This is a genomic window from Actinomycetota bacterium (genome assembly GCA_030650795.1).
In the GTDB taxonomy this organism is placed as follows: domain Bacteria; phylum Actinomycetota; class Actinomycetes; order S36-B12; family S36-B12; genus UBA11398.
This window is the reverse complement of sequence record JAUSDJ010000026.1, coordinates 47692-70639: the sequence shown is the minus strand read 5'-3', so window position 1 is coordinate 70639 and position 22948 is coordinate 47692. Positions and strand designations below refer to the sequence as shown.

Here is a 22948-nt window from a genome sequence, read left to right as displayed (position 1 = left end):
ATAGGAGGACACGGTGGCTGATGGCATTCTCACCGACATCAGGATTGTCGACTTGTCTGTTGGCCCGGCTGGGTCGGCGGCGACAATGCTCCTGGCCGAGTGCGGCGCCGATGTCGTGAAGGTCGAGAGGGCAAAGCCCGGGCGGGATCGAGATCTCCCGGGGTTTCGTACCTGGAACCGCAGTAAGCGGAGTCTCATCGCAGACATCGACACGCCGGAAGGTCTGACGCGTCTGAAGCAGCTGCTATCAGCCGCTGACGTGTTCGTCCATGAGCTTGGCCCAACGCAGGCGCGAGCGCACGGCCTGGACGATGCGTCGCTGGCCCAGCTCAATCCCAAGCTCATCGTGAGTTCGGTACTCGGATGGCCGATGAACCATGCCGATGCGGATCTGCCTGTTGAAGCCTCCCTGGTGCACGCCAGGCTCGGCGTCTGCGATGAGCAGCTCCCGCGTGTTCTCCGGGACGGACCGATCTACCTGCGCTATCCATTGACGACGTGGAACGCCGTTTGGCTGGCCGCGACCGGAATCGTCGCACGGCTGCTGTCGCGGGGTCGCTCGGGATTCGGTGGTCCGGCGCACACCAGTTTGGCCCAGGGTGCCCTCGTCAACTTGGGCATGTTCTGGAATCGCGGGGAGGGCATGCCGCAGGAACAGTCCAACCCACTGCCCAAGAACATGCACACCCCGCTCTACGAGTGCGGTGACGGGCTCTGGCTTCACCACATGCCCGACTTGATGCGCAGCGCTCGCGTCCGTGCGTTCGTCGAGCAGCACGACGGCCCAGTTGACGAGGCGATCGTCGCCTGCTTCCTGACTGATACCAGAGCGGCGTGGCTGCAGGAGTTGTGGGCGAGCGACGTGCCGGTGCAGGGATGTGCTGAGTTCGGCGAGATCTTCGATGATGAGCAGGCGCGTATCAACGGCTATTTGGTCGACCTTGACGATCCGCAGGAAGGGCTCATCACGGTCGTTGGGACGCCACTCACCCTCAGCCCACCGCAGCAGATCGTAGGTCCTGCGCCGGCACATGGCGCGCACACCGAGGAAGTGCTCCAGTCCTGGGATGTCTCGCCGGGACCGGCGGGCGATGGGCGCAAGCGGCGCTGGCCGTTGGAGGGCATCAAGGTGCTGGATCTTGGGAGCCACCTGGCCGGACCGTATGGTCCGCAGATGCTGGCGGACCTTGGCGCAGATGTGATCAAGCTTGAGACGACGTCGGGCGACCCTATGCGGTGGATTGGCGTGTTTCTTGGCTGTCAGCGAGGCAAGCGGGGCATCGCCTTGAATCTGAAGGAACCCGCGTCGCGCGCCGCGCTGGAGGCAGCTATCGGCTGGGCCGACGTCGTGCACCACAACATGCGGATGCCCGCAGCCACTCGCCTGGGCTTGGATGCCAAGACCGTCCGGGAAATCAATCCCACGGTCATCTACTGCCACACGAGTTCCTATGGCCCGACCGGCCCGAGAGCAGATTGGCCAGGCTTTGACCAGTTGTTCCAGGCACTGTCCGGCTGGGAGACTCTTGCGGCCGGCGACGGCAATCCGCCGATGTGGCACCGATTCGGATTCATGGACCACCACTGCGCCACCTCATCGGCGTTGGCTGTGGTGCTGGCCCTTTACCATCGTGACCGCACAGGTGTCGGTCAGGATGTCGCGGCCTCGCTGCTCGGCTCCGGCCTGCTCACGGTCAGCGAGATCTTCAAGGGAGCCGACGGCACCTTGCCACCATTCCCTGGCCTGAGCGCTGACCAGTTGACCCGTGACGACGGGCATCGCATCCTTCAACAGGCCGACGGGTGGGTCATGATCGCCGCAGACGAGCCAGTGCAACTCGCCGCACTGGGCGCTTTGAATCTCACGGGCTGCACGGTCGCAGAGGCCTTGTCTGTCTTGGCCACCGCAGGTGTGCCGGCCGAGCAGGTGCGCCTGGACCAGATGAACGCATTCTTCGACAGTGAGGACAACCGCGCTGCCGGTCTGGTCTCAGCAACGAACCATGCTCTGTGGGGCACCATTCTGCAGCCTGGGGGCCTTTGGTCCTTTGGCGACCAGGAAATTCGCATGGAGCGCGCGGCACCTGTGCTCGGCGAGCACACCGTCGAATGCCTTCGTGAATTCGGTTTGAAGGATCAGGTGATCGAGGACCTACTTGCATCAGGGGCGGCTGTCCAGCACGCCTGATTAGGGATGTCCCGGGAAGTGACATTTGCGCCCCCGGCAGGATTCGAACCTGCGACCTTCGGTACCGGAAACCACTGCTCTATCCCCTGAGCTACGGAGGCAAACGGGTGTCAGGCTAGCAGCGAGGCGCTGCACTGACACGATAGGCGGGTGCGCGGCCACCTGTCTTCGTTGACTCGAGCTGGTGGCGCGATATTCCGCGAGTACACCGCCCACCAAGGATCGTTGGCTGCCGGTGGCATGGCCTACTTCGTGCTTCTTGCCATGGCTCCTGCTGCTGTTGCCGTTGGAGCCGTAGCTGGCGCGATCATTGGGCCGGAGAACACCAGAAATGCGATCGAGTCGATCCTGAGCCGACTTCCTGACACTGATACCCAATTGCAAGAGGTGACCAACTCCGTCGTCAATGTGATCACGAGTTCGTCTGCAAGCGCATTGGCTCTGGCTTCAGTCATTGGTCTTCTTATTGCAATTTACGCGGCGTCCAAAGCCATCACTGCCCTTCGCATGGCGCTGGACAGGACCTTTGGATTCATTGGGCACCGGCCTGACTTGCTTGGTCGCGTGCGCGATGCAGTCATCACTCTTTTCGGTCTACTCATCTTGATCACGGTCGTACTTGCCTTGACCTTGCTGCCTCGAATTGCCCGAGCTCTTGGATTCCCAGAAGTCCGCTTCAGCACAGGAGTCGGCTGGATCGACTGGGTGCTCTTTGCGATCGTTGCCTGGCTCGTTGTCCTGGGTGTCTTTCGATGGGGACCGAGCAAGGGCGCCCCTTTGTCGTGGAAGTCACCCATCGCTATTGCCGTGGCACTTTGGTTCTTGGGCATGAGCGCTGGGGTGGGGGTCTACGTCGGACTGTCAACGACAATTGGCGCCGCCATCGCCGCATTCGGAGCGCCTATGGTGGTGCTGCTGTGGCTCTACCTGTCCTTCATGGGAGTGCTACTCGGCGCCGAGATGCAGATGTATCTCACGGAGGAAAGGCCAACGACACATGAGTGAGTCGCCAGCTGTGCTGACTAAGGACGAATGGCGGGCGGTCGTGCATCAGTGTCAAGTTGAGCCGGGTCGGAAGGTAGATCTGGATGCTGACTTCGATTCGTCGCTGATGCCCAAGCACTTCGACAAGATCTCCAGCCAGCAGGCGCATGAGCCGATTTTGGAAGAGATGACGGCCTTGCAGGATCGCTTCTATGCGGCAAACTCGAACGCAATGCTGATCGTGTTCCAAGCAACCGATGCGGCAGGCAAGGACGGCACCATCAAGCATGTGATGAGTGGACTCAACCCAGAGGGAGTGGAAGTTCATTCATTCAAGGCTCCCTCAACTCTTGAGCGTGCGCATGACTTCCTGTGGCGCCATCAACTGGTGCTTCCTGAACTCGGGCAGATCTCGATCTTCAACCGTTCCCACTATGAAAATGTGCTCGTCACGCAGGTGCATCCGGAGTTGATCTGGCCACCCGCCGATCAAATCAAGGATCTCGATGCACTGTGGAAGCGCCGGTATCACGCAATAAATGAGTGGGAGCGGCACCTCGTGGACAGCGGAACACAGATCGTGAAGATCTTCCTGAATCTCTCCAAGGAGATGCAGCGAAAGCGATTCCTGGAGCGCATTGATCAGCCCGAGAAGAACTGGAAATTCTCACCTGCGGATCTTCGCGAGCGTGAGTACTGGGATGCCTATCGCAAGTCCTTCTCCGCCATGGTGAGCAACACGAGCACGAAGTGGGCCCCCTGGTACGTCGTTCCGGCCGATCACAAGTGGGTGACGCATCTGCTCACGAGCGCGATCGTCCTGCACACTCTGCAGGAGATCGATCCGCAGTATCCAAAGGTGGCTGAGCAGACCCTCAAGGATCTTCAGGTTGCCCGCACGCACCTCGAGGCCGAGTAGCGCCTATCCACAGGCGATACCGAACTGCTGGCGCGTCCGGGCGTGCCGGGTGAAGATTGAATCGACTCGAATCGGGGGATAAGGGTCGAACCAGAAGGACTCCCACCTCTGTGGTGGGAGTCCTTCGTTCCCAATGCCGGTCGGTACGCTCTCGCGGTGACTCCCGACGCTCTGGCCGCAGCGCTCTTGCTCGTGCTGGACCAGGTTCGTGACGCCGACGGCATAGCGATTGAGCTGCCGGGTTCGGTCCACGTTGAGCGACCTCGATCACGTGAGCACGGCGACTATGCGACAAACATCGCGTTGACTCTTGCGAAGACTGCAGGCGTGCCACCACGCACCCTGGCCGAGGCCATCGTGCAGCGGCTCGTCTTGGTCGAGGGAGTCAGCAGTGCTGACATTGCCGGTCCCGGATTCATCAATATTCGCCTGGACAGCGCGGCTCAGGGCGAACTAGCTCGGAGCATCGTGGATCAAGGTGCGAACTACGGTCATGGTGTTGCTCTTGATGGACAGATGATCAACGTCGAGTTCATCTCGGCGAATCCCACAGGTCCCTTGCACCTGGGACACACGCGATGGGCCGCCGTTGGCAGCGCACTGGCCCAGGTGCTCGCAGCTGCCGGCGCACGCGTCACCAGCGAGTTCTACATCAATGACCGTGGCGTGCAAATGGAGAAGTTCGGCCTCTCCGTTCTCGCGGTGGCCCAAGGCCAGCCTGTGCCCGAAGGTGGCTATCACGGTGCCTACATCGTTGATCTCGCTGCGCAAGTCACGGGCGAGGATCCATCGCTCATAGAGCTGCCCGAAGCCGAACGAGCCGCAGGCTTCCGCGAAGCGGCGTATCGAATTCAGTTAGCACAGCAGCAACGAGTTCTCGAACTCTTCAGAACGCACTTTGATGTCTGGGCATCTGAGCGTGCACTCCATGAAAGCCACTCAGTGGAATTGGCTTTCGATCGCCTCCGCGAACAAGGGCATATGTTCGAACTCGATGGCGCAACCTGGCTTCGCACCACTGACTTCGGCGATGACAAGGACCGAGTGCTGGTCAAAGCCGATGGCGAGTTGACGTATTTTGCTTCCGACACTGCCTACTACGTGAACAAGCGCGAACGCGGTTTTGGCACGTGCATCTACCTGCTTGGAGCCGATCATCACGGATACGTGAATCGGCTCAAGGCGGTCGCACAGTGCTACGGCGATGCCGCCAATGCAGCAGAGGTGCTGATCGGACAATTGGTGAAGATCACCAAGGGTGGTGAGGAGGTCAAGCTCTCCAAGCGCGCCGGGACCATCGTCACTCTGGAGGATCTCGTTGAGGAGGTGGGAGTAGACGCTGCTCGATACTCGCTCATTCGTCATCCGGTCGACTCGCCACTTACCTTGGATCTTGAGGCCATCGCCCGACACACAAATGACAACCCCGTCTACTACGTGCAGTATGCGCACGCCCGCATAGCCTCAGTCATCCGGAACGCGGCTGATCTTGAAATCGATTGGGCGTCAGCAGAATTTGATCCTGGCTTGCTCGCACATGATCGAGAAAATGAGCTGCTTGGTGCACTTGGTGAGTTTCCGCGCATCGTGGCAACCTCGGCGGAGTTGCGCGAACCCCACCGGGTAGCGCGTTACCTGGAAGAATTGGCCACGACCTATCACCGCTTCTATGACGCCTGTCGGGTGCTGCCGCGCGGGGATGAAGACACCACTGCTGAGCACATTGCGCGACTATGGCTGTGTGCCGCGACCCGGCAGACGCTTGCAAACGGCTTGGCCATGCTTGGAGTGAGCGCGCCAGAGCGCATGTAGTTCTTGGATTTGGATGCCCTAGCCTTCGCTGGTGTCCAATGTCTGGCCGACTTCGGCCACCCGTGATTCCTCCGGTGCACTCAGCATCGGTGGAATCGATGTGCGCGATGCCGCAGCCCAGTACGGCACCCCACTGTTCATTCTCGACGAGCAAGAGGTGCGATCCCGCGCTCGGGAATATCGACTAGCGGCAACTCAGATCGGAGCGCGTCAGGTCTACTACGCAGCGAAGGCCTTTCTTGCAACGACCGTGGCTCGCTGGGTGTACGAAGAGGGTCTTGGCATTGACGTCGCCTCAGGCGGAGAGCTTGCCGTTGCTCTGCGTGCGGGTGTTCCCGGTGCCCAGCTCTTACTGCATGGAAACAACAAATCGATGGCTGAGATCGAGGCCGCCATCGAAGCCGGCGTCGGACGAATCGTGTTGGACTCCTTCGAGGAGATCGTGCGCGTTGCGGACGCGGCCAATCGTGCGGGGATCGTGCAGCCAGTCCTTCTGCGATTGACCATTGGCGTAGAAGCCCACACCCACGAGTTCATTGCGACGGCGCATGAGGATCAGAAATTCGGCTTCTCTGTTGCTTCGGGCGCCGCCGAAGAAGCGCTCCGACGCATCGCGATGCTGCCGAGCTTGGAGTTTCGCGGCCTGCACTCGCATATCGGATCGCAGATCTTCGACGCTCTTGGTTTCGAGGAGGCCGCTGTGCGGATCGTGGCCTTCATGGGACGCATGTCCAAGGAGATCGGATTCAGCTTCGCTGAGTTGGATCTCGGCGGAGGCATGGGAATTGCCTACCTCGAGTCGGATGATCCGCTGGCCATCGAGGAACTTGCCGCACAGGTGGCGAGTGCTGTTGCGCGCGATTGCCTAGCAGCCGGAGTGCCTGTGCCTGCGCTTGCCTTTGAACCTGGGCGCGCAATCATCGGGCCGCCCGGAGTCACGCTGTATGAAGTCGGCACCGTGAAGGCAGTGCAGACAGATGACGGAGTGCGCACGTACATTTCAGTTGATGGCGGGATGAGCGACAACATCCGGACCGCGCTCTATGACGCCGAGTACACCGTTGAACTCGCATCTCGAACTTCCACGGCCGAGCCGATGCTGATCCGCTTGGTCGGCAAGCATTGCGAGACCGGCGACATCCTCATTCGCGAGGCTTGGCTTCCCGCGGATCTCGTGCCAGGTGATCTGCTCGTCGTTGCTGCCACCGGTGCCTATTGCCGCTCAATGGCATCCAATTACAACTACCTGCCACGGCCAGCAGTGATTGGCGTGAGGGCCGGCGAGGCGACGGTGATCTTGCGCAGAGAGACCTTGGAAGACCTACTGGCGCTGGATCCCGGGGCTTGAGCCGGGATCCAGCGCCAGCAATTGTGAAGGAGCGCGTGGCTACTCGCGCTCAGAACCTGCAACCAGTAACTCAGTTTCAGGAGCAGGTGTGCGAGTGATCATCCAGATGATGACTGCCACCACAGAGCCAACCAGTGGCGCCACAATGAACAGCCACACCTGACTCATCGCTTCTCCGCCGGCGAACAGTGCCGGGCCCAAGGAGCGGGCTGGATTGACTGACGTGCCATCGAGCGGGATGCCAACAAGGTGGACCAGGGTGAGGGTCAAGCCAATGGCAATGCCTGCGAATCCAGGCGCCGCAACCCGCTCGGTCACGAGCAGGATGACGAGCACGAATGCAGCCGTCAGGATGACTTCAAGCAGGAATGCTCCGCCCATGTCGATATTGCCGTTGTCGTAGCTATTGGTTCCCAAGCCGCCGGTGTAGTCGGTGACGCCGAAGGAGGAGACGAATAGCTTCAGCATTGCGCCGGCCGCGATTGCGCCAGCGAACTGTGCGACCCAGTAGGCAACTGCCTCTCCCGCAGGCATCCGTCGACCAAGCAGCATGCCCAGGGTGACTGCTGGGTTGACATGGGCTCCGGAAACCGGACCAAATGCGTAGGCGATACCCAGGAGCACGAGGCCAAATGCGAGCGCGACACCCACGATGCCGTTGCCCGGACCGCCCTCGCCGACGCCAACCTTGTGCGAAATTCCAAAGACAGCAGCACCAACAGCCAGGAAGACCAAGAGGAAGGTTCCCATTGCTTCAGCAATGAGTTTTCTGGTCATGAAACTCATGTGCACTCCTTGTCCGAATGAACGTGATCCACGCAGGCTAGGAGTTCCTGAGAAAGGAGTGTGGGACGCGCGCGGGACTTTGCTGTGGCCAATTGGCGGTTCTGTGAGCTCGGCATTGTGCCAATGCGGAGTTCGAGCAGTTGACCTGAGAGGCTAGGGGACCACAACCGTCCCCTCAGGAGTACACATGTCACCGGCCGAATCTGCACGCCCCGTAACGGTGGCTGTGCTCGGCGGCGGCACGGTCGGAGCGCAGGTTGCCCGGCTGCTCACCGACCGGGATACCGACCTCCACATTCGCATGGGCACTTCGCTGAAACTGACAAAGGTCGCTGTGCGCGATTTGTCCAAGAAGCGCGACATTCCCGCGTCCTTCCTGTCCGACGATGCGATGGCCGTTGCGACGTCCGGTGCCGACATCGTGGTTGAGTTGATCGGCGGCATCGAGCCTGCAAGATCGCTGATCCTGGCGGCGATCAAATCGGGATCCAGCGTTGTCACTGCCAACAAGGCACTGCTTGCGTCTGACGGTGCATCGCTGTACGCGGCGGCTGAAGCCGAAGGCGTGGATATCTTCTTTGAGGCTTCGGTTGCCGGTGCGATTCCGATTGTGCGCTTGCTGCAGGAGTCGCTGTCCGGTGACCATGTCACCAAGATCATGGGCATTGTCAATGGCACCACCAATTACATCCTGACTCGGATGGATGAGGATGGGGCGTCATTTTCAGACGCGCTTGCTGAAGCGCAAGCTCTTGGCTACGCAGAGGCAGATCCGACAGCAGATGTCGAAGGCCACGATGCGGCTTCCAAAGCGGCAATCCTTGCCGAACTCGCCTTCCACACGCACGTCACTCGTGAAGACGTGTACTGCGAAGGCATTACCAATATCTCTACTACGGACATTCGTGCGGCTAAGAGTCTGGGCTGCGTCATCAAGCTCTTGGCTGTGGCCGAGCGGGTTGACGATGATCGCGGTGTCATTGTGCGAGTGCACCCCACGATGGTGCCGCGCGAACACCCACTTGCCAGTGTTCGCGATGCCTTCAATGCAGTCTTCATCGAAGCGGAGGCTGCGGGGGAGTTGATGTTCTATGGCCGCGGTGCCGGTGGCCCACCCACAGCATCAGCGGTTCTTGGCGACGTCGTTGTTGCGGCTCGCAACCGACTCACTGGCTCAACTGGCTGGGGTGAGAGTGCTGATGTGCAGTTGCCGGTGCTTCCGATCAGCGAGGCACTTACTTGTTATTACGTAAATCTTGTTGTGGCCGACCAACCCGGAGCCTTGGCCGGCATCGCCAAGGCATTTGCCGACAGTGGAGTCAGCATTCAGGTCGTCCGACAAGACGGACACGGCGATGCCGCAGGTTTGATCGTTCGCACCCATCGGTCAAGTGATGGTGCCTTGCAGAACACCGTGGATCGGCTGCGCAAACTCTCTATGGTCACGGCCGTGGTCGGAGTCATGCGTGTCGAGGGCGAGGCGGGAGTTTAATCGTGGCACATCAATGGCGAGGACTCATCGAGGAATATCGCGACCGTTTGCCGGTCACAGCGAATACTCCGGTCATCACTCTGCGCGAAGGTGGTACGCCGCTTGTTCAAGCGGGCGCACTAAGTGAATTGCTCGGTTGCGATGTGTGGTTGAAATACGAGGGCGCGAATCCGACCGGGTCCTTCAAGGATCGCGGCATGACGATGGCGATCTCAAAGGCTTCTGAAGAAGGTGCCAAGGCGGTCATCTGTGCATCAACCGGCAACACGAGTGCGAGTGCCACGGCATACGCCGTGAAGGCCGGAATGACCTGTGCCGTCTTGGTACCTGAAGGCAAGATCGCGATGGGCAAGTTGGCCCAGGCCATCGTGCACGGAGCAATCTTGCTGCAAGTCGAAGGCAATTTTGATGAATGTCTGACCTTGGCTCGCGCGCTCTCCGACGACTACCCCGTTGCCCTGGTCAACAGCGTCAATCCCGCTCGTATCGAAGGCCAAAAAACCGCCGCATTCGAGGTGGTCGATCTGCTCGGTAAGGCGCCTGACATTCACTGCCTTCCAGTCGGCAATGCCGGCAACATCACGGCGTACTGGAAGGGCTACTGCGAGTACGCACGCGACGGCGTGGCTCAAGCCATGCCGCGCATGTGGGGATTTCAAGCTGCAGGCGCGGCTCCGCTCGTACTCGGGGTTCCCGTTAAAGATCCAGAGACCATCGCTACAGCAATCCGCATCGGCAATCCGGCATCATGGAAGCAGGCGATCGCAGCGCGAGATGAGTCCGGGGGCGTCATCGACTCGGTCACTGACGAAGAGATCCTGCACGCCTACCATTTCCTGGCCAGCAAAGAGGGTTTGTTCTGCGAGCCCGCAAGCGCAGCAAGCGTTGCGGGCTTGATCAAGCGGCATGCCGCAGGCTTGCTCGATTCAGGGCAATTGGTGGTCTGCACCCTCACTGGCAACGGCTTGAAGGATCCCCACTGGGCAATGCAAGGAGCCAAGGACCCGGTTGTCGTGCCAGCAAATGCGAAGGCTGCCGCGCAGGCCCTGGGCTTGGTTGACTGATGAGCTCGTGGTTGAGTGAAGCCGTGCGGGTTCGGGTTCCGGCGACCTCGGCCAACCTCGGCCCAGGATTCGACAGCCTTGGTCTTGCCCTAGGTCTGTATGACACGCTCGCCGCGATGGTCTCTGAGGATCAAGGAGTCCTCATCGAGGTGGAAGGGGAGGGGCTGGGCGAGGTCGCATTGGATTCCTCCCATCTTGTTGCTCGCGCAATGGCGCTCGGGTTCGCGGCGATGGACTCCCGACCTGCCGGGTTCGTATTGCGCTGCACAAACCTCATCCCGCACGGGCGCGGGCTGGGTTCTTCGGCGGCGGCCATCATCGGCGGACTCGTGCTCGCACGTGGACTGCATGCTGAAGGTGACTCGCTGTTGTCAGATCAGGACCTCCTTCAACTCGCTCTCGAACTCGAACCACACCCGGACAATCTTGCGGCGGCTCTGTACGGCGGCTTCACCACCGCCTGGATGGAAGACGAATTTGCCCATGTCGTTCGGCAGGAGGCGCACCCAAGCATCCGCACGGTGGTGGCGATCCCGGACTTCCGTGTGCCAACGGCAGAAGCCAGAAGTGCTTTGCATGCAACGGTTTCTCGCAAGGATGCCTCGTTCAATATTTCTCGTTCAGCTCTGCTCGTTCATGCCATCACCAGGGATCCGAGACTGCTGCTGGAGGCCACAGCAGACCGCCTTCACCAGGAAGCGCGTCGATCGATGTATCCGTCTTCTATGGAATTGATCGACGGCCTTCGCGAGCGCGGTATCGCCGCTGTCATTTCTGGCGCTGGACCCACGGTTCTGGTGCTCGGCATGACAGATCAACTCGATGAGGTAAGTGCTCTTTCGGGCACCAACTGGCGGGTCGAGGCACTGCGCGTGGCAACGCACGGGGCCCATGTCGACCCGGCGCACAGCATTTGAGTCATCTCAGTGCTACACTTTGCTTCAACTCCAGCGTCGCGGAAGTCAGCTGACGTTTTCCCCGCACAGCGCACCGCTTCTTACCTGTGAATCCGGACAACTAACTGTACGGGTCCTAACTGGAGTTTCTTACGAGTCAAAGGAATTTCAATTCGTGACTGAAACAACGGCAACCACGCGCAAGCCGCGTGGGGACAGCCTCTCTTCAATGCTGTTGCCAGAACTGAAGGCAATGGCCAACCAAATGGGCATCTCCGGGGCCAGTGGCATGCGCAAGGGCGATCTCGTCGCCGCGATCGCTGATCGCCAAGGTGCCAATCGCTCCAGCCGCTCGGCTGAGCAGCCCAGTCAGGCAGCCCCTGCCACACAGACCAACCAGACCAATGACGAGGCGCCGCGCGAATTGCGCGAGCCGCGCCAGGAACGCGAACCGCGTGAACAGCACGAGCCTCGTGAAGCCCGCGAACCGCGTGAACAGCGTGATCGCGCCCCACGCCAAGACCGCTCTCGCGATGATCGGGCTCCCCGTGAAGATCGTCCACGTGAGGATCGCCCCCCGCGCGAAGATCGCCCGCGCGAAGATAACGACCGCGGCGGTGACGCCGATGGCTCGCGTAATCGTCGGCGCGGCCGCGAACGCTTCCGCGACCGTCCACGAAACAACAACAATGGCGGCGGCAATAGCAGCAGCAACAACAGCAGTAGCAGCAACGCCGACCGCCGCAATGGCTACAGCGAGGCTGACATTGAGGTTGGCGAAGACGATGTCCTCGTACCCGTAGCCGGCATCCTCGATGTCCTGGAGAACTACGCATTCCTTCGCACTGGTGGATACCTGCCAGGTCCGAACGACCTTTACGTCTCCTTGTCTATGGTGCGCAAGCACGGTCTGCGCAAGGGCGATGCACTCACTGGTGCCACCAAGCAACCGCGCGATGGAGATCGTCGCGAGAAGTTCAATCCGCTCGTTCGCATTGACACCGTCAACGGCGGAGATCTGGATTCACTTCGCAATCGGCCAGAGTTCTCCAAGCTCACTCCGCTGTACCCGCAGGAGCGGCTGCGCCTTGAAACTGATGCCACCAACCTAACCGCCCGCGTGATCGATCTCGTTGCCCCAATCGGCAAGGGTCAGCGCGGATTGATCGTTTCACCGCCCAAGGCTGGCAAGACGATGGTCTTGCAGTCGATAGCGAACTCCATCACTGAGAACAACCCAGAGGTTCACCTCATGGTCGTTCTGGTCGATGAGCGGCCAGAAGAAGTCACTGACATGCAGCGCTCGATCAAGGGCGAAGTCATTGCCTCCACCTTTGATCGGCCTGCCGAAGATCACACGATCATTGCCGAACTCGCAATCGAGCGCGCCAAGCGTCTGGTTGAACTCGGCCACGACGTGGTCGTCCTGCTGGACTCCATGACCCGTCTTGGTCGTGCCTACAACCTCTCGGCTCCGGCCTCGGGCCGAATCCTCTCTGGTGGTGTGGATTCGACCGCGCTGTACCCACCAAAGAAGTTCTTCGGTGCGGCACGCAATGTAGAAAATGGCGGATCGTTGACCATCTTGGCAACGGCTCTGGTGGAGACCGGATCTCGCATGGATGAAGTGATCTTCGAGGAGTTCAAGGGCACCGGCAACATGGAGCTCAAGCTCGATCGTCGACTGGCCGACAAGCGTGTCTTCCCGGCAGTTGATGTCGATGCCTCCGGTACGCGCAAGGAAGAACTGCTCATGGCTCCTGACGAGCTCAAGGTCGTCTGGAAGTTGCGTCGAGTCCTGCACGCTCTGGATCAACAGCAGTCCATTGAACTGCTGCTGTCCAAGCTGCGCGAGAACAAGACCAACTACGAGTTCATGATGCAGATTCAAAAGACGACGCCTGGCTCCGGTGGCTTGGCTGGCGAAGACGACTGAGCGATCGGTTCCGCAATTTCCTGATCAGCGGGGCCAATGGCATAATTTCATCGACCCGGTTCACGGCCCCGCCATCGTGGGTGCCGACCCGGGACATCCACAAGGAGAGTTCCATGAAGCCTGACATTCATCCCGAGTACGTCGTCACCACCGTGACTTGCACGTGTGGCGAGACTTTCGTCACTCGCAGCACGGCCAAGAGCGGCCAGATCCATGCGGATGTCTGCTCGCAATGCCATCCCTTCTATACCGGAAAGCAGAAGATTCTCGACACCGGCGGCCGAGTGGCTCGCTTCGAGAAGCGTTTCGGCAAGAAGGACGACAGCAACTAGTTTTCGACCCCGGGCGCCGGCCTGGGGTCGACCGCGTGTCTCCCCCGTCGCGCGGTCGACCCCAGACCGGCGCCCGGATTCATGTTCAGCAATCCTGGAGGACGCCGTCGTGTTTGAAGCCTGTGCCGAGCTCGTGAAGGAGTACGGCGAGCTCGAACTACAGCTCTCTGATCCGGCTGTCCACGGCGATCAAACTCTGGCGCGAAATCTCGGCCGAAGATTCGCCGAGCTCGGGCCAGTCGTGGCTGCCTATCGCGAATGGTTCGCACTTCACGATGATGTGGCTGCGGCCGCCGAACTTGCTGCAGATGACGAGGCCTTCGCACTCGAATTGCCGCAGTTGGTGGCAAGCGAGCAAGCCGCAGCCGAGCACCTCACTACATTGCTTCTTCCGCGCGACCCGATGGATGACAAGGACGTCATCGTCGAAATCAAGTCGGGGGAGGGCGGCGAGGAGTCTGCACTCTTCGCGGGAGATCTGGCCCGCATGTATCTGCGCTATGCAGAGCGACGCGGTTGGGCTACCGAAGTGATCGAAGCAGTCGAGTCAGATCTTGGTGGCTACAAGGATGTGGCAATCGCTGTCAAGAGCCGCGGAATCCCGCAGCCTGGCGAAGCGCCATTTGCACGCCTGAAGTTCGAAGGTGGCGTCCACCGTGTCCAGCGGGTCCCGGCAACAGAGTCTCAGGGTCGGATACATACTTCGGCTGCAGGCGTTCTCGTACTACCAGAGGCAGAGGAGGTCGAGGTCGAGATCGACGCGAACGACCTGCGCATCGACGTCTACCGATCCTCAGGTCCCGGCGGTCAGAGCGTGAACACCACGGATAGCGCTGTACGAATCACGCACCTTCCAACCGGGGTTGTTGTCTCTTGTCAGAACGAGAAGAGTCAGCTGCAGAACAAGGAGTCGGCTATGCGCATTCTGCGAGCACGTCTGCTGGCTGCTGCTGAGGAAGCTGCAGCAAAGGATGCATCGGATGTACGTCGGTCGCAGGTGCGCACTGTTGACCGAAGCGAGCGGATCCGCACTTACAATTACCCTGAAAATCGGTTGAACGATCACCGAGTCGGATTCAAGTCGCACAACCTTGATCAGATTCTTGACGGTGACATTGACGCAGTAATCCAAGCTTGCATCGACGCCGACAACGCCGCGAAGTTGGCTGTAGGCGGCGGCAAGTGAGCTTCGACTCGGTACATACAATCGGGGGTCGTGAATCAATTCGTGACGTGCTCTTTGATGCCGAGCGCCGACTCACCAATGCTGGTGTGCCATCGCCATCAGTTGATGCTGGTCAGATCGTGGCTTTCGCTCTCGGGATTCCGCGCAATCGATTGATCCTGCAAGATGGCGTTGATTCTGACCAACGGGTGCAGATCGAGCAACTGATGACCCAACGGCTCTCCAGAGTTCCACTCCAACACCTGCTCGGTTCAACCGGATTTCGTCGTATTGATGTTGCTGTTGGCCCGGGCGTGTTCATCCCTCGCCCAGAAACAGAATTGGTGACTGAGGCAGCCATTCGCGAGTTGCAGGGCCAGCCCATTGGATCACGCATTGCGGTGGATCTCTGCAGCGGCAGCGGTGCGATTGCGATCTCACTGGGCATGGAAGTCGACAACTCGCGCGTACACGCAGTTGAGGTCTCAGACGAGGCGATCATTTGGACGCGACGCAATGTCAAGGCCTACGAAGATGCCCTGGCGGCAAATGGTTCTCGTGTTGAGATCATCCATGAAGACGCAGCAACCGTCGCTGATCGCGAGCAACCATTGGCTCGGCTGATCGGGCAGGTGGCTGTCGTGGTGAGCAATCCTCCGTACATTCCGGACGCGATGATCCCGCGTGAGATCGAAGTGCGCGATCACGAGCCCAAGATCGCACTGTATGGCGGAGAAGATGGTCTCGATGTTGTTCGTGCAGTTCTCAAGACGGCAGCCATCTTGCTCAAGCCCGGAGGCTTGCTCGTCGTTGAGCATGCAGACGTGCAGGGTTCGGATGCGGCAATGCGCGGAGTCCCTGGTGTCGCCAAGGCGATGACGGCTGACTACGAAGTTTCGGCCATCTCCGGTCTGGCATTGGGAACTCCAGTGTGGACTGAAGTCTCAGATCGCATTGACCTCAACGGCCTTCCACGGTTTACGATTGCCCGCCGGTCGATCTAGCCATGCTCACCATTTCCAGCGGTTCGGATCGCGAACGAGCAGTTGCCGCAGCAGTAAGCGCAGTCAAACGTGGAGATCTCGTGGTGCTGCCCACTGAATCGACATACGCGCTTGTGACCGATCCTTTCTCCTCGCGTGGTGTTGCCGCATTGCGAGCTGCAAAGGGTCAAAGCCATGACTCGCCGCTTTCGTTGATGGTGCCGTCAGCTGCGACGGTCGCTGGGATTGCCACCGGAGTGACGGCGCCAGTGCAGGCGCTCATGCAAGCCTTCTGGCCCGGACCTCTCACACTCTTATTGCGACCACAGCCAACTCTGGTTTGGGATCTCACTCCGGATCTTCCAATCGCTGTGCGGATGCCGCTTCACCCGGTGATCTTGGCCGTGCTTGAAAAATGTGGCCCCCTCGTCGTCACGACGGCAAACGGTCCCGGGCACGCCGCCCCGCTCACTTTGGCGGACGCGATCGATCAGCTAGGCGAATGTGCGTCTGTGGCCATCGACTCGGGAGTGCTCGAACCGGCCGAACTTCCCAGCACGGTGCTCGATATGTCTGGCTTGGATCCCACGGTGGTGCGTCAGGGTTCGCTGTCAATCGCCCAGCTCCAGCAAGTAGCACCGGGCATTCCGGCTCAAGCCCGATAGGGGCCAATTACCTCATGTTCCTGGGCTGCCCACTCCTGGCGATTGCGTAGAGTGGTGGTTTCACCTTCTCGAGGAGATTCATGACCACCACACCCTTCTGGGGCCCAGATTTCAATGCACTCGCGGCAGAGGATCCCGATATCGCGAACGTGCTGCTGGCCGAGTTGGAGCGACTCCGCGGAGGTCTGCAACTCATCGCGAGTGAGAACTTCACCTCGCCTGCCGTGCTCGCAGCCCTTGGCTCAACTCTGAGCAATAAATATGCGGAGGGCTATCCCGGCAAGCGCTACTACGGTGGTTGCGCTGAAGTCGACGTCGCCGAGAACATCGGTATCGCTCGAGCGAAGGAACTGTTCGATGCCGATCACGCAAACTTGCAAGCTCACAGTGGGGCCAGCGCGAACATTGCTGCCTACGGTGCATTCACCAAGCCCGGCGACACGATTCTGGCAATGAGCCTTCCGCACGGCGGCCACCTGACCCATGGTTCCAAGGTCAATTTCTCCGGCAAGTGGTTCAACGTCATTTCCTACGGAGTCCGACAGGACACGGAAATCATCGACTATGACGAAGTGCGAGCGCTCGCGATTCAACACAAGCCGCGCATGATCATCTGCGGGGCTACTGCCTACCCGCGACTCATCGACTTCCCCGCGTTCCGTTCCATCGCCGACGAAGTTGGCGCAATTCTGATGGTCGACGCGGCGCACTTCATTGGCTTGGTTGCCGGCAAGGCAATCCCCAGCCCGGTTCCATTTGCAGACGTCGTCACTTTCACCACGCACAAGGTCCTGCGCGGTCCCCGCGGCGGCATGATCCTGTGCAAGGCCGAGCACGCGACAGCAATCGACAAGGCCGTCTTCCCGATGATGCAAGGTGGCCCGTTGATGCATTGCGTCGCCGCCAAGGCAGTCGCATTGAAGGAAGCTGCAACTCCGGAATACGCGATCTATGCCAAGCAGGTCATCGCCAATGCTCAAGCGTTGGCTGCTGGATTGATCGAAGAGGGTATGCGTCCAGTCAGTGGTGGCACCGACACCCATTTGGCTCTCATCGATCTGCAGGGCTTGGGAGTCACCGGTGCTGAAGCCGAGAATCGATGCGATGCCGCGCGCATCACTTTGAACAAGAACGCAATCCCTTATGACCCGCAGCCGCCGGCAATTGCGTCGGGCATTCGCGTCGGAACGCCTGCAGTTACCACCCAAGGCATGTGTGTTCCTGAAATGCGGGTCATTGCTTCTGTCATCGGACAAGCCGTGCGTGATGTCGAGGGCAAGAAGACAGCCGAAATTGGCGAACAGGTACACGAACTCGTGACCAAGTTCCCGGCGTACCCGCGGCCATAACTTGCGCGAATACCTCCTTTGTCTACTCGCCGCCGCGGCGGTGACCTACTTGACCACCCCAGTTGTCGAGCGGATCGCAATGCGATTCAAGGTGGTAGCTGAGGTTCGCGATCGCGATGTCCATGCTGAGTCGACTCCACGACTGGGCGGCTTGGCGATGTTTCTGGGCCTGATGACGGGTCTGCTACTGGCGAGCAAACTCCCCAAGATGGGCTCGGTGTTCGGGGAAGCGGATACGCCATTTGCTTTGCTCTCGGCGGCAACGGTGATCGTGTTGCTGGGCATCGTGGACGACAAGTGGGGCCTTGATGCTCCGATCAAACTCGCCGGCCAGGTGCTCGCCGCTGGCATCATGGCTCTACAGGGCATCTCGGTTATCTGGTTGCCCTTCGGCGGTACCTTCGTCGTTGATCCGGTCACCAGCGTGCTGCTCACCGTGCTGATCGTGCTGGTCAGCGTCAATGCCATCAACTTCGTCGATGGCCTCGACGGTCTCGCGGCTGGCATCGTTGCTGTTGCCGCTGGGGCCTTCTTCGCCTATTCCTATCTGCTTTCCGTTGAACTCGGCATCGCCCGAGCCACGTTGGCGACTCTTGTTTCGGTGCTGCTCCTTGGCATGTGCTTGGGATTTCTTCCGCACAACACTTTCCGTGCGCGCATTTTCATGGGGGATACCGGCTCGATGCTGCTCGGGCTGATGCTCGCAGCGGCGACGATCACTTTGACCGGGCAGATAGATCCAAGCGTCGTGGCAGGCCCGGCATTGCTGCCGACTCTGCTGCCGTTGCTGATTCCGCTGGCGGTCATGGCGATCCCGCTCGTGGATCTCGTTCTCGCCGTTATTCGAAGAACTCGAGCTGGCCGTAATCCCTTTGCACCAGACAAGCAGCACCTCCATCACCGGCTATTGGAGATGGGTCACTCGCAGCAGCGAGCGGTCCTGCTGATGTACGCATGGACTGGCTTGATTGCCGGTACCGCAGTGGCTGTTGCATTTATCCCAGTTGGCTGGGCGCTGGCGGGAGGCGTGCTCGGCCTGGGACTGCTCATTTGGGCGGTTATGCGCCCCGGCGTGAGCAAAGCCTCCTCCGCCAAGCAACTGCGGACTGGAACTTTGCGCTAGCAACCGCTTCGTGCCTTGGCGAGTGCCGTGCCCGTTCCGCGCACGGACGGATTGGCAACTCTGATCATTGCCTTCGCCAACACCACTTTGTTCGTCACCAAGGGTTTCATCCTTGTTGTGGTGGTCTGCGCAATCACCTGGACCAAAGCCGAAGTTGCCAAATATCGGCCGCCCCCAGACGGTTTCCACCGACACATGGATGGTACGGTTCGACCGCTAGAAACCGGTCTGTCTCGATAGCCGAATCAAGAGATATGGCTGATACTGCAGGGACAATCACCACTCGCATCGTCCGGCTTGCTTCGGTATATCGGTCGGGAACGGAAGTCGTCAACGTGATGTTCTTGGTGAAATTCCTTGTGGTAGCGTTCCGCGTCCAGCCGGTGCGGAATTCATTTCCGGGCCGGCATGATCATGGGAGGTTCAATGGCGACGTCGGTGCCTGATGCGCCCTTCGTCCTCCCGTCCGTGGTCTTCCGCCCCCTGCGGCTAGCCGTGGCCTGCGCCGTCCTCGCCGTAATGGCGATCGCGCTTGCGTTCATGGCCGGTGCGATGAGTTTCGGGTTCTTCTTCAGTTTTGGCCTGGGTCTGGGATTGGCCAACGCACTGCTGGTTGGGTGGTCGGTGGCATCGATCACCTCCGAGGATCACCCGCTCAAGGGCACTATGGCTCTGAACTCGGCCATCCGACTCCTGGTCATTACCTCCATTGCGCTCGTCGTCGCATTCGTCTTTCGCCCATACGGCTTCGGCGTCCTGTTCGGACTGGCTGTGTTTCAGGTTGTCCTGGTCTTGAGCACAGTTCTCCCCGTCTACAAGAAGCTCCGCAAGGGCGATTGGGACGATTCCGTTCCACAGGGTGCAACTGAATCAACCGGCCGCGCCTCGAGCGCCGGTCCGGTGGACGCGGAGTAAGCGCAATGGTGAGAGAAATGCTCTCGGCGAGCGGGGTCGAAGTCGGCCATCACGACACGGCCACGTGGCTGGGAATGACTGTGAACACCGACACGATCCGCGCGACACTGGTGGCTGCGGTTATCACGCTCGTGCTCGCCTTCATATTGCGTGCTCGGGTCACGTCAACGGGCGTGCCCAGCGGAGTGCAGTTGTTCTGGGAGGCCGTCACAGTCCAGATGCGCTCGCAGATCCAGTCATCAATGGGCCTCTCGCTTGCCCCGTTCGTGCTCCCCTTCGCGGTGAGCCTGTTCGTCTTCATCCTGATTTCGAACTGGATCTCGGTGCTGCCGCTGCAGTTCACTGCGGCCGACGGCGGGACGGTGGAACTGCTTCAGCCACCAGCCTCCGACATCAATTTCGTACTGGCGCTCGCGCTGCTCGTTTTCGTCTGCTACCACGCGGCAGGCTTTAAGCGGAGCGGCGTCATCGGCTACCCGATCAAGGTGGCCAAGGGCCATGTGGCCTTGTTGGCCCCCATTAACATCGTGGAGGAGATCGCCAAGCCGATCTCATTGTCCCTACGTCTGTTCGGCAATATGTTTGCTGGTGTCATCATGGTGGGCCTGATCGCCCTGCTTCCCACATACATCATGTGGGCGCCCAACGCGGTCTGGAAGACTTTCGACCTTTTTGTTGGCCTGATCCAGGCCTTCATCTTCGCCCTCCTGACCATCCTCTACTTCAGCCAGGCCACAGAAAGCGCAGAGGAGCACTAATAGGGCAAGGCTCTGAGCCGGCTCCTAAAGCCAGACAAGAACTGACAGCAGACCGATAAGCAATCAAGGAGGAAATGTAATGGCAGATCCAACAATCGTCGCCGGAGCGCTGATCGGCGGCGGCCTTATCCTGGCAGGCGGCGCCATCGGCGCGGGAATCGGTGACGGTATCGCCGGTAACGCGCTGATCTCAGGCATCGCGCGTCAGCCTGAGGCACAGGGCCGCTTGTTCACCCCGTTCTTCATCACTGTCGGTCTGGTGGAGGCGGCGTACTTCATCAACCTGGCGTTCATGGCATTGTTCGTGTTCGCCACGCCGGGAGCGTCCTGATTCGATGGGCGTAGTAATTTCCGGCGTCACGGTTTTGGCGGCTGAGGCGCAAGGTGAAACCACCAACTTCCTCATCCCCAACGGCACCTTTTTCTTCATTCTGGCGATCTTCTTGGTCGTCTTTGCAGTGATCGCCAAGTTCGTTGTTGTACCGGTGCAGAAGGTGTTGAACGAACGTGACCGCCAACTCGCCCAGACCAGCCAGGACAACCGGCAGGCAACTGAGCAGGACGCGGCCACTGACCGGGATTACCGGCAGGAACTGACCGCCGCCCGGTCGGAGGCAGGTGGGCTCAGGGATCAGGCCAGAGCCGATGGTCGTCAGGTCATCGACGACATGCGTGCCGAGGCCAACGAGGAGGTCTCGGACAAGCTGCTCCAAGCCAGCGAGGTACTCACGTCGGAGGCAGACTCCCTCGCGTCCAGCCTGAATGCCTCAGTGGACAGCCTGTCGGTGACTCTTGCCAACCGGATCCTCCGGGTGGATGCGTCATCTTCAGATCGTGGCGGGCGGTAGCAGCAGATGTCGACATTCATCGGGCAGTTGATCGGTTTCGGCGTCATCGTCTTCATCATCATGAAGTACGCGGCTCCGCCCGTGAAGAAGTTGATGGCAGCGCAACAGGAGGCGGTACGCACGCAACTCGACGAGAGCGCCAAGGCGGCTCTGCGACTTGCTGATGCCGATCGCTACCACGCTGAGCGCCTGGAGAATGGCCGCATCGAGGCCAGTCAGATCGTCGACGAGGCCTCATCGGACTCATTGCGCATCGCTGAACTTTTGCGGCAGCAGGGCTCCGTCGAATCCGAGCGGCTCAAGGTGTACGGAGACCAACAGGTCATCCAGCTGCGGGCGCAGCGTATCCGCGAGCTCCGCGCACTACTCGGAAGCGACGCGTTGCGTCGGGCAGGCGAGATCGTCAGGGGCCGCGTAGCCGACCCGCAGGAACGGTCGGCAACTGTCGACAGGTTCCTCGATGAGTTGGAGGCGATGGCGCCGGTGCCCGTCGCTCCGGAGTTGAGCCCGACCGACCTTCGCCCCGCCAGCCGAGACGCGCAAGCGGCCGTGGTCGCACGCTTCGATGTGCTGTCGACCTCGATGTCAGTTGACGATCTCTCGCAGCTTGCCGCTGAGCTTGCCGCTGTCGCCTCACTCCTGCTGCGTGAACCGATCCTGGCGCGCCATCTGGCTGAGATCAGTGGCGCGGCCGATGCCAAGCGTGCGATGTTGGACCAACTGCTGGCAGGCAGAGTCGGCACCGGCGCCCTTGACATCCTCGTCACCGCGACCTCAGAGCGCTGGTCCACAACTGAGGACTTCGTGCAATGCCTGGAACATGTAGCCAGGTTGTGCCTTCTGGAGCGAGCCAAGCGTGAGAGTCAGGCCGACGAGGTTGCCGAGCAACTCTTCCGATTCGGCCGTGTTCTGGAGGCCGAATCCAAGCTCACGGCCCTGCTCAGCGACTACCGCGAGCCGGCCTCAGCCCGGGTTGCCCTGCTGCGTTCCATCGTTGATGGCGGCAATGGAGCCAACACAACGGTCTTGGCGCTTCTCGCTCAGACTGTGGAGCTGCTGCACGGTGAACGAGCCGACAATGCCGTCCATGACTTGACTAGCCTTGCGGTCGCCCGACAGGGCGAGATAGTCGCCCAGGTGAGCGCGGCTGCCGAACTGAGTCAGACACAGCGACAGCGGCTCACCGATGTGCTGACACGGATCTATGGCCACCCCGTTTCGGTGCACCTGATCATCGACCCTGCGCCGCTGGGCGGATTGTCAGTTGCTATCGGGGACGAAGTCATCGATGGAACCCTGTCATCTCGACTTGCCGCGGCCGCGACGAGACTGCCCGACTAGTACCCACCCGTACAGACCTGACTAGCTACCCACCCGGACAAAGA

22 protein-coding genes and 1 tRNA gene are annotated in these 22948 nt (G+C 60.3%); 21 read left to right on the top strand and 2 right to left on the bottom strand.

What is annotated here, in order from left to right:
• The first annotated feature begins 13 nt into the window (after positions 1-13).
• Positions 14-2188 carry a CoA transferase gene (locus tag Q7L55_08080; GenBank protein MDO8732512.1) on the top strand — a complete coding sequence of 725 codons (2175 nt, stop codon included), beginning with the start codon at positions 14-16 and terminating at the stop codon, positions 2186-2188.
• Between the two features lie 28 nt (positions 2189-2216).
• Here the strand turns inward: Q7L55_08080 and Q7L55_08075 are convergent.
• Positions 2217-2289 (bottom strand) — tRNA-Arg (locus Q7L55_08075).
• Between the two features lie 49 nt (positions 2290-2338).
• On the opposite strand from Q7L55_08075, the gene Q7L55_08070 reads away from it, so the two are divergent.
• The 4 genes from Q7L55_08070 (at position 2339) to lysA (ending at position 7251) form a co-directional block, all read left to right on the top strand.
• Positions 2339-3193 (top strand): YihY/virulence factor BrkB family protein, encoded by an 855-nt coding sequence (locus Q7L55_08070; protein ID MDO8732511.1) that lies wholly within the window; start codon positions 2339-2341, stop codon positions 3191-3193.
• A complete protein-coding gene (locus tag Q7L55_08065) occupies positions 3186-4091 on the top strand; it encodes a polyphosphate kinase 2 family protein (protein ID MDO8732510.1) in 906 nt (301 codons plus the stop codon). Before Q7L55_08070 ends, Q7L55_08065 begins: the two co-directional genes overlap by 8 nt.
• Positions 4092-4247: 156 nt before the next feature.
• A complete protein-coding gene (gene argS, locus Q7L55_08060; GenBank protein ID MDO8732509.1) occupies positions 4248-5903 on the top strand; it encodes an arginine--tRNA ligase in 1656 nt (551 codons plus the stop codon).
• A gap of 28 nt (positions 5904-5931) precedes the next feature.
• Positions 5932-7251: a diaminopimelate decarboxylase gene (gene lysA, locus Q7L55_08055; GenBank protein MDO8732508.1), complete on the top strand. Its 1320-nt coding sequence runs from the start codon at positions 5932-5934 to the stop codon at positions 7249-7251.
• 39 nt (positions 7252-7290) lie between these two features.
• On the opposite strand, the gene Q7L55_08050 is transcribed toward lysA, so the two are convergent.
• Complete coding sequence (locus tag Q7L55_08050) at positions 7291-8037, bottom strand: MIP family channel protein (protein ID MDO8732507.1); 747 nt, start codon at positions 8035-8037, stop codon at positions 7291-7293.
• 187 nt (positions 8038-8224) lie between these two features.
• On the opposite strand from Q7L55_08050, the gene Q7L55_08045 reads away from it, so the two are divergent.
• The 16 genes from Q7L55_08045 to Q7L55_07970 all read left to right on the top strand — a co-directional run bounded on the left by Q7L55_08045 (position 8225) and on the right by Q7L55_07970 (position 22904).
• A complete protein-coding gene (locus tag Q7L55_08045; protein ID MDO8732506.1) occupies positions 8225-9529 on the top strand; it encodes a homoserine dehydrogenase in 1305 nt (434 codons plus the stop codon).
• Positions 9530-9531: 2 nt separating this feature from the next.
• Positions 9532-10593: a threonine synthase gene (gene thrC, locus Q7L55_08040; GenBank protein MDO8732505.1), complete on the top strand. Its 1062-nt coding sequence runs from the start codon at positions 9532-9534 to the stop codon at positions 10591-10593.
• Complete coding sequence (thrB, locus tag Q7L55_08035; GenBank protein ID MDO8732504.1) at positions 10593-11510, top strand: homoserine kinase; 918 nt, start codon at positions 10593-10595, stop codon at positions 11508-11510. The genes thrC and thrB overlap by 1 nt, the downstream gene beginning before the upstream one ends.
• 154 nt (positions 11511-11664) lie before the next feature.
• Entirely contained in the window at positions 11665-13425 is a 1761-nt protein-coding gene (gene rho / locus Q7L55_08030; GenBank protein MDO8732503.1) for a transcription termination factor Rho, read from the top strand.
• A 113-nt stretch (positions 13426-13538) separates the two neighbouring features.
• On the top strand, positions 13539-13757 hold the full coding sequence (gene rpmE, locus Q7L55_08025) for a 50S ribosomal protein L31 (protein MDO8732502.1): 219 nt from the start codon (positions 13539-13541) through the stop codon (positions 13755-13757).
• 109 nt (positions 13758-13866) lie between these two features.
• Complete coding sequence (gene prfA, locus Q7L55_08020) at positions 13867-14943, top strand: peptide chain release factor 1 (protein ID MDO8732501.1); 1077 nt, start codon at positions 13867-13869, stop codon at positions 14941-14943.
• Positions 14940-15926 carry a HemK/PrmC family methyltransferase gene (locus Q7L55_08015; GenBank protein ID MDO8732500.1) on the top strand — a complete coding sequence of 329 codons (987 nt, stop codon included), beginning with the start codon at positions 14940-14942 and terminating at the stop codon, positions 15924-15926. The genes prfA and Q7L55_08015 overlap by 4 nt, the downstream gene beginning before the upstream one ends.
• Before the next feature lie 2 nt (positions 15927-15928).
• Positions 15929-16570 carry an L-threonylcarbamoyladenylate synthase gene (locus Q7L55_08010; GenBank protein MDO8732499.1) on the top strand — a complete coding sequence of 214 codons (642 nt, stop codon included), beginning with the start codon at positions 15929-15931 and terminating at the stop codon, positions 16568-16570.
• Positions 16571-16650: 80 nt separating this feature from the next.
• Entirely contained in the window at positions 16651-17919 is a 1269-nt protein-coding gene (gene glyA / locus Q7L55_08005; GenBank protein ID MDO8732498.1) for a serine hydroxymethyltransferase, read from the top strand.
• 40 nt (positions 17920-17959) lie between these two features.
• Positions 17960-19042: an MraY family glycosyltransferase gene (locus Q7L55_08000; GenBank protein MDO8732497.1), complete on the top strand. Its 1083-nt coding sequence runs from the start codon at positions 17960-17962 to the stop codon at positions 19040-19042.
• Positions 19043-19069: 27 nt separating this feature from the next.
• A complete protein-coding gene (locus Q7L55_07995; protein ID MDO8732496.1) occupies positions 19070-19282 on the top strand; it encodes a hypothetical protein in 213 nt (70 codons plus the stop codon).
• Positions 19283-19468: 186 nt separating this feature from the next.
• Positions 19469-19957 carry an ATP synthase subunit I gene (locus Q7L55_07990; protein MDO8732495.1) on the top strand — a complete coding sequence of 163 codons (489 nt, stop codon included), beginning with the start codon at positions 19469-19471 and terminating at the stop codon, positions 19955-19957.
• Between the two features lie 8 nt (positions 19958-19965).
• Positions 19966-20715, top strand: a complete 750-nt coding sequence (gene atpB / locus Q7L55_07985; GenBank protein ID MDO8732494.1) for a F0F1 ATP synthase subunit A — start codon at positions 19966-19968, stop codon at positions 20713-20715.
• A gap of 79 nt (positions 20716-20794) precedes the next feature.
• Positions 20795-21046 (top strand): F0F1 ATP synthase subunit C, encoded by a 252-nt coding sequence (locus tag Q7L55_07980; GenBank protein ID MDO8732493.1) that lies wholly within the window; start codon positions 20795-20797, stop codon positions 21044-21046.
• 4 nt (positions 21047-21050) lie between these two features.
• Entirely contained in the window at positions 21051-21563 is a 513-nt protein-coding gene (locus tag Q7L55_07975; GenBank protein MDO8732492.1) for a F0F1 ATP synthase subunit B, read from the top strand.
• A gap of 6 nt (positions 21564-21569) precedes the next feature.
• On the top strand, positions 21570-22904 hold the full coding sequence (locus Q7L55_07970) for a F0F1 ATP synthase subunit B/delta (protein ID MDO8732491.1): 1335 nt from the start codon (positions 21570-21572) through the stop codon (positions 22902-22904).
• Positions 22905-22948: the final 44 nt, after the last annotated feature.

Bases quoted from the DNA above. Each gene is read 5' to 3' on its own strand.
- glyA (MDO8732498.1), top strand. From the start codon at position 16,651: ATGACCACCACACCCTTCTGGGGCCCAGATTTCAATGCACTCGCGGCA.
- Q7L55_07970 (MDO8732491.1), top strand. From the start codon at position 21,570: ATGTCGACATTCATCGGGCAGTTGATCGGTTTCGGCGTCATCGTCTTC.
- thrB (MDO8732504.1), top strand. From the start codon at position 10,593: ATGAGCTCGTGGTTGAGTGAAGCCGTGCGGGTTCGGGTTCCGGCGACC.
- Q7L55_07990 (MDO8732495.1), top strand. From the start codon at position 19,469: ATGGCGACGTCGGTGCCTGATGCGCCCTTCGTCCTCCCGTCCGTGGTC.
- Q7L55_07975 (MDO8732492.1), top strand. From the start codon at position 21,051: ATGGGCGTAGTAATTTCCGGCGTCACGGTTTTGGCGGCTGAGGCGCAA.
- Q7L55_07980 (MDO8732493.1), top strand. From the start codon at position 20,795: ATGGCAGATCCAACAATCGTCGCCGGAGCGCTGATCGGCGGCGGCCTT.
- rpmE (MDO8732502.1), top strand. From the start codon at position 13,539: ATGAAGCCTGACATTCATCCCGAGTACGTCGTCACCACCGTGACTTGC.
- Q7L55_08065 (MDO8732510.1), top strand. From the start codon at position 3,186: ATGAGTGAGTCGCCAGCTGTGCTGACTAAGGACGAATGGCGGGCGGTC.
- Q7L55_08010 (MDO8732499.1), top strand. From the start codon at position 15,929: ATGCTCACCATTTCCAGCGGTTCGGATCGCGAACGAGCAGTTGCCGCA.
- Q7L55_08050 (MDO8732507.1), bottom strand. From the start codon at position 8,037: ATGAGTTTCATGACCAGAAAACTCATTGCTGAAGCAATGGGAACCTTC.
- Q7L55_08045 (MDO8732506.1), top strand. From the start codon at position 8,225: ATGTCACCGGCCGAATCTGCACGCCCCGTAACGGTGGCTGTGCTCGGC.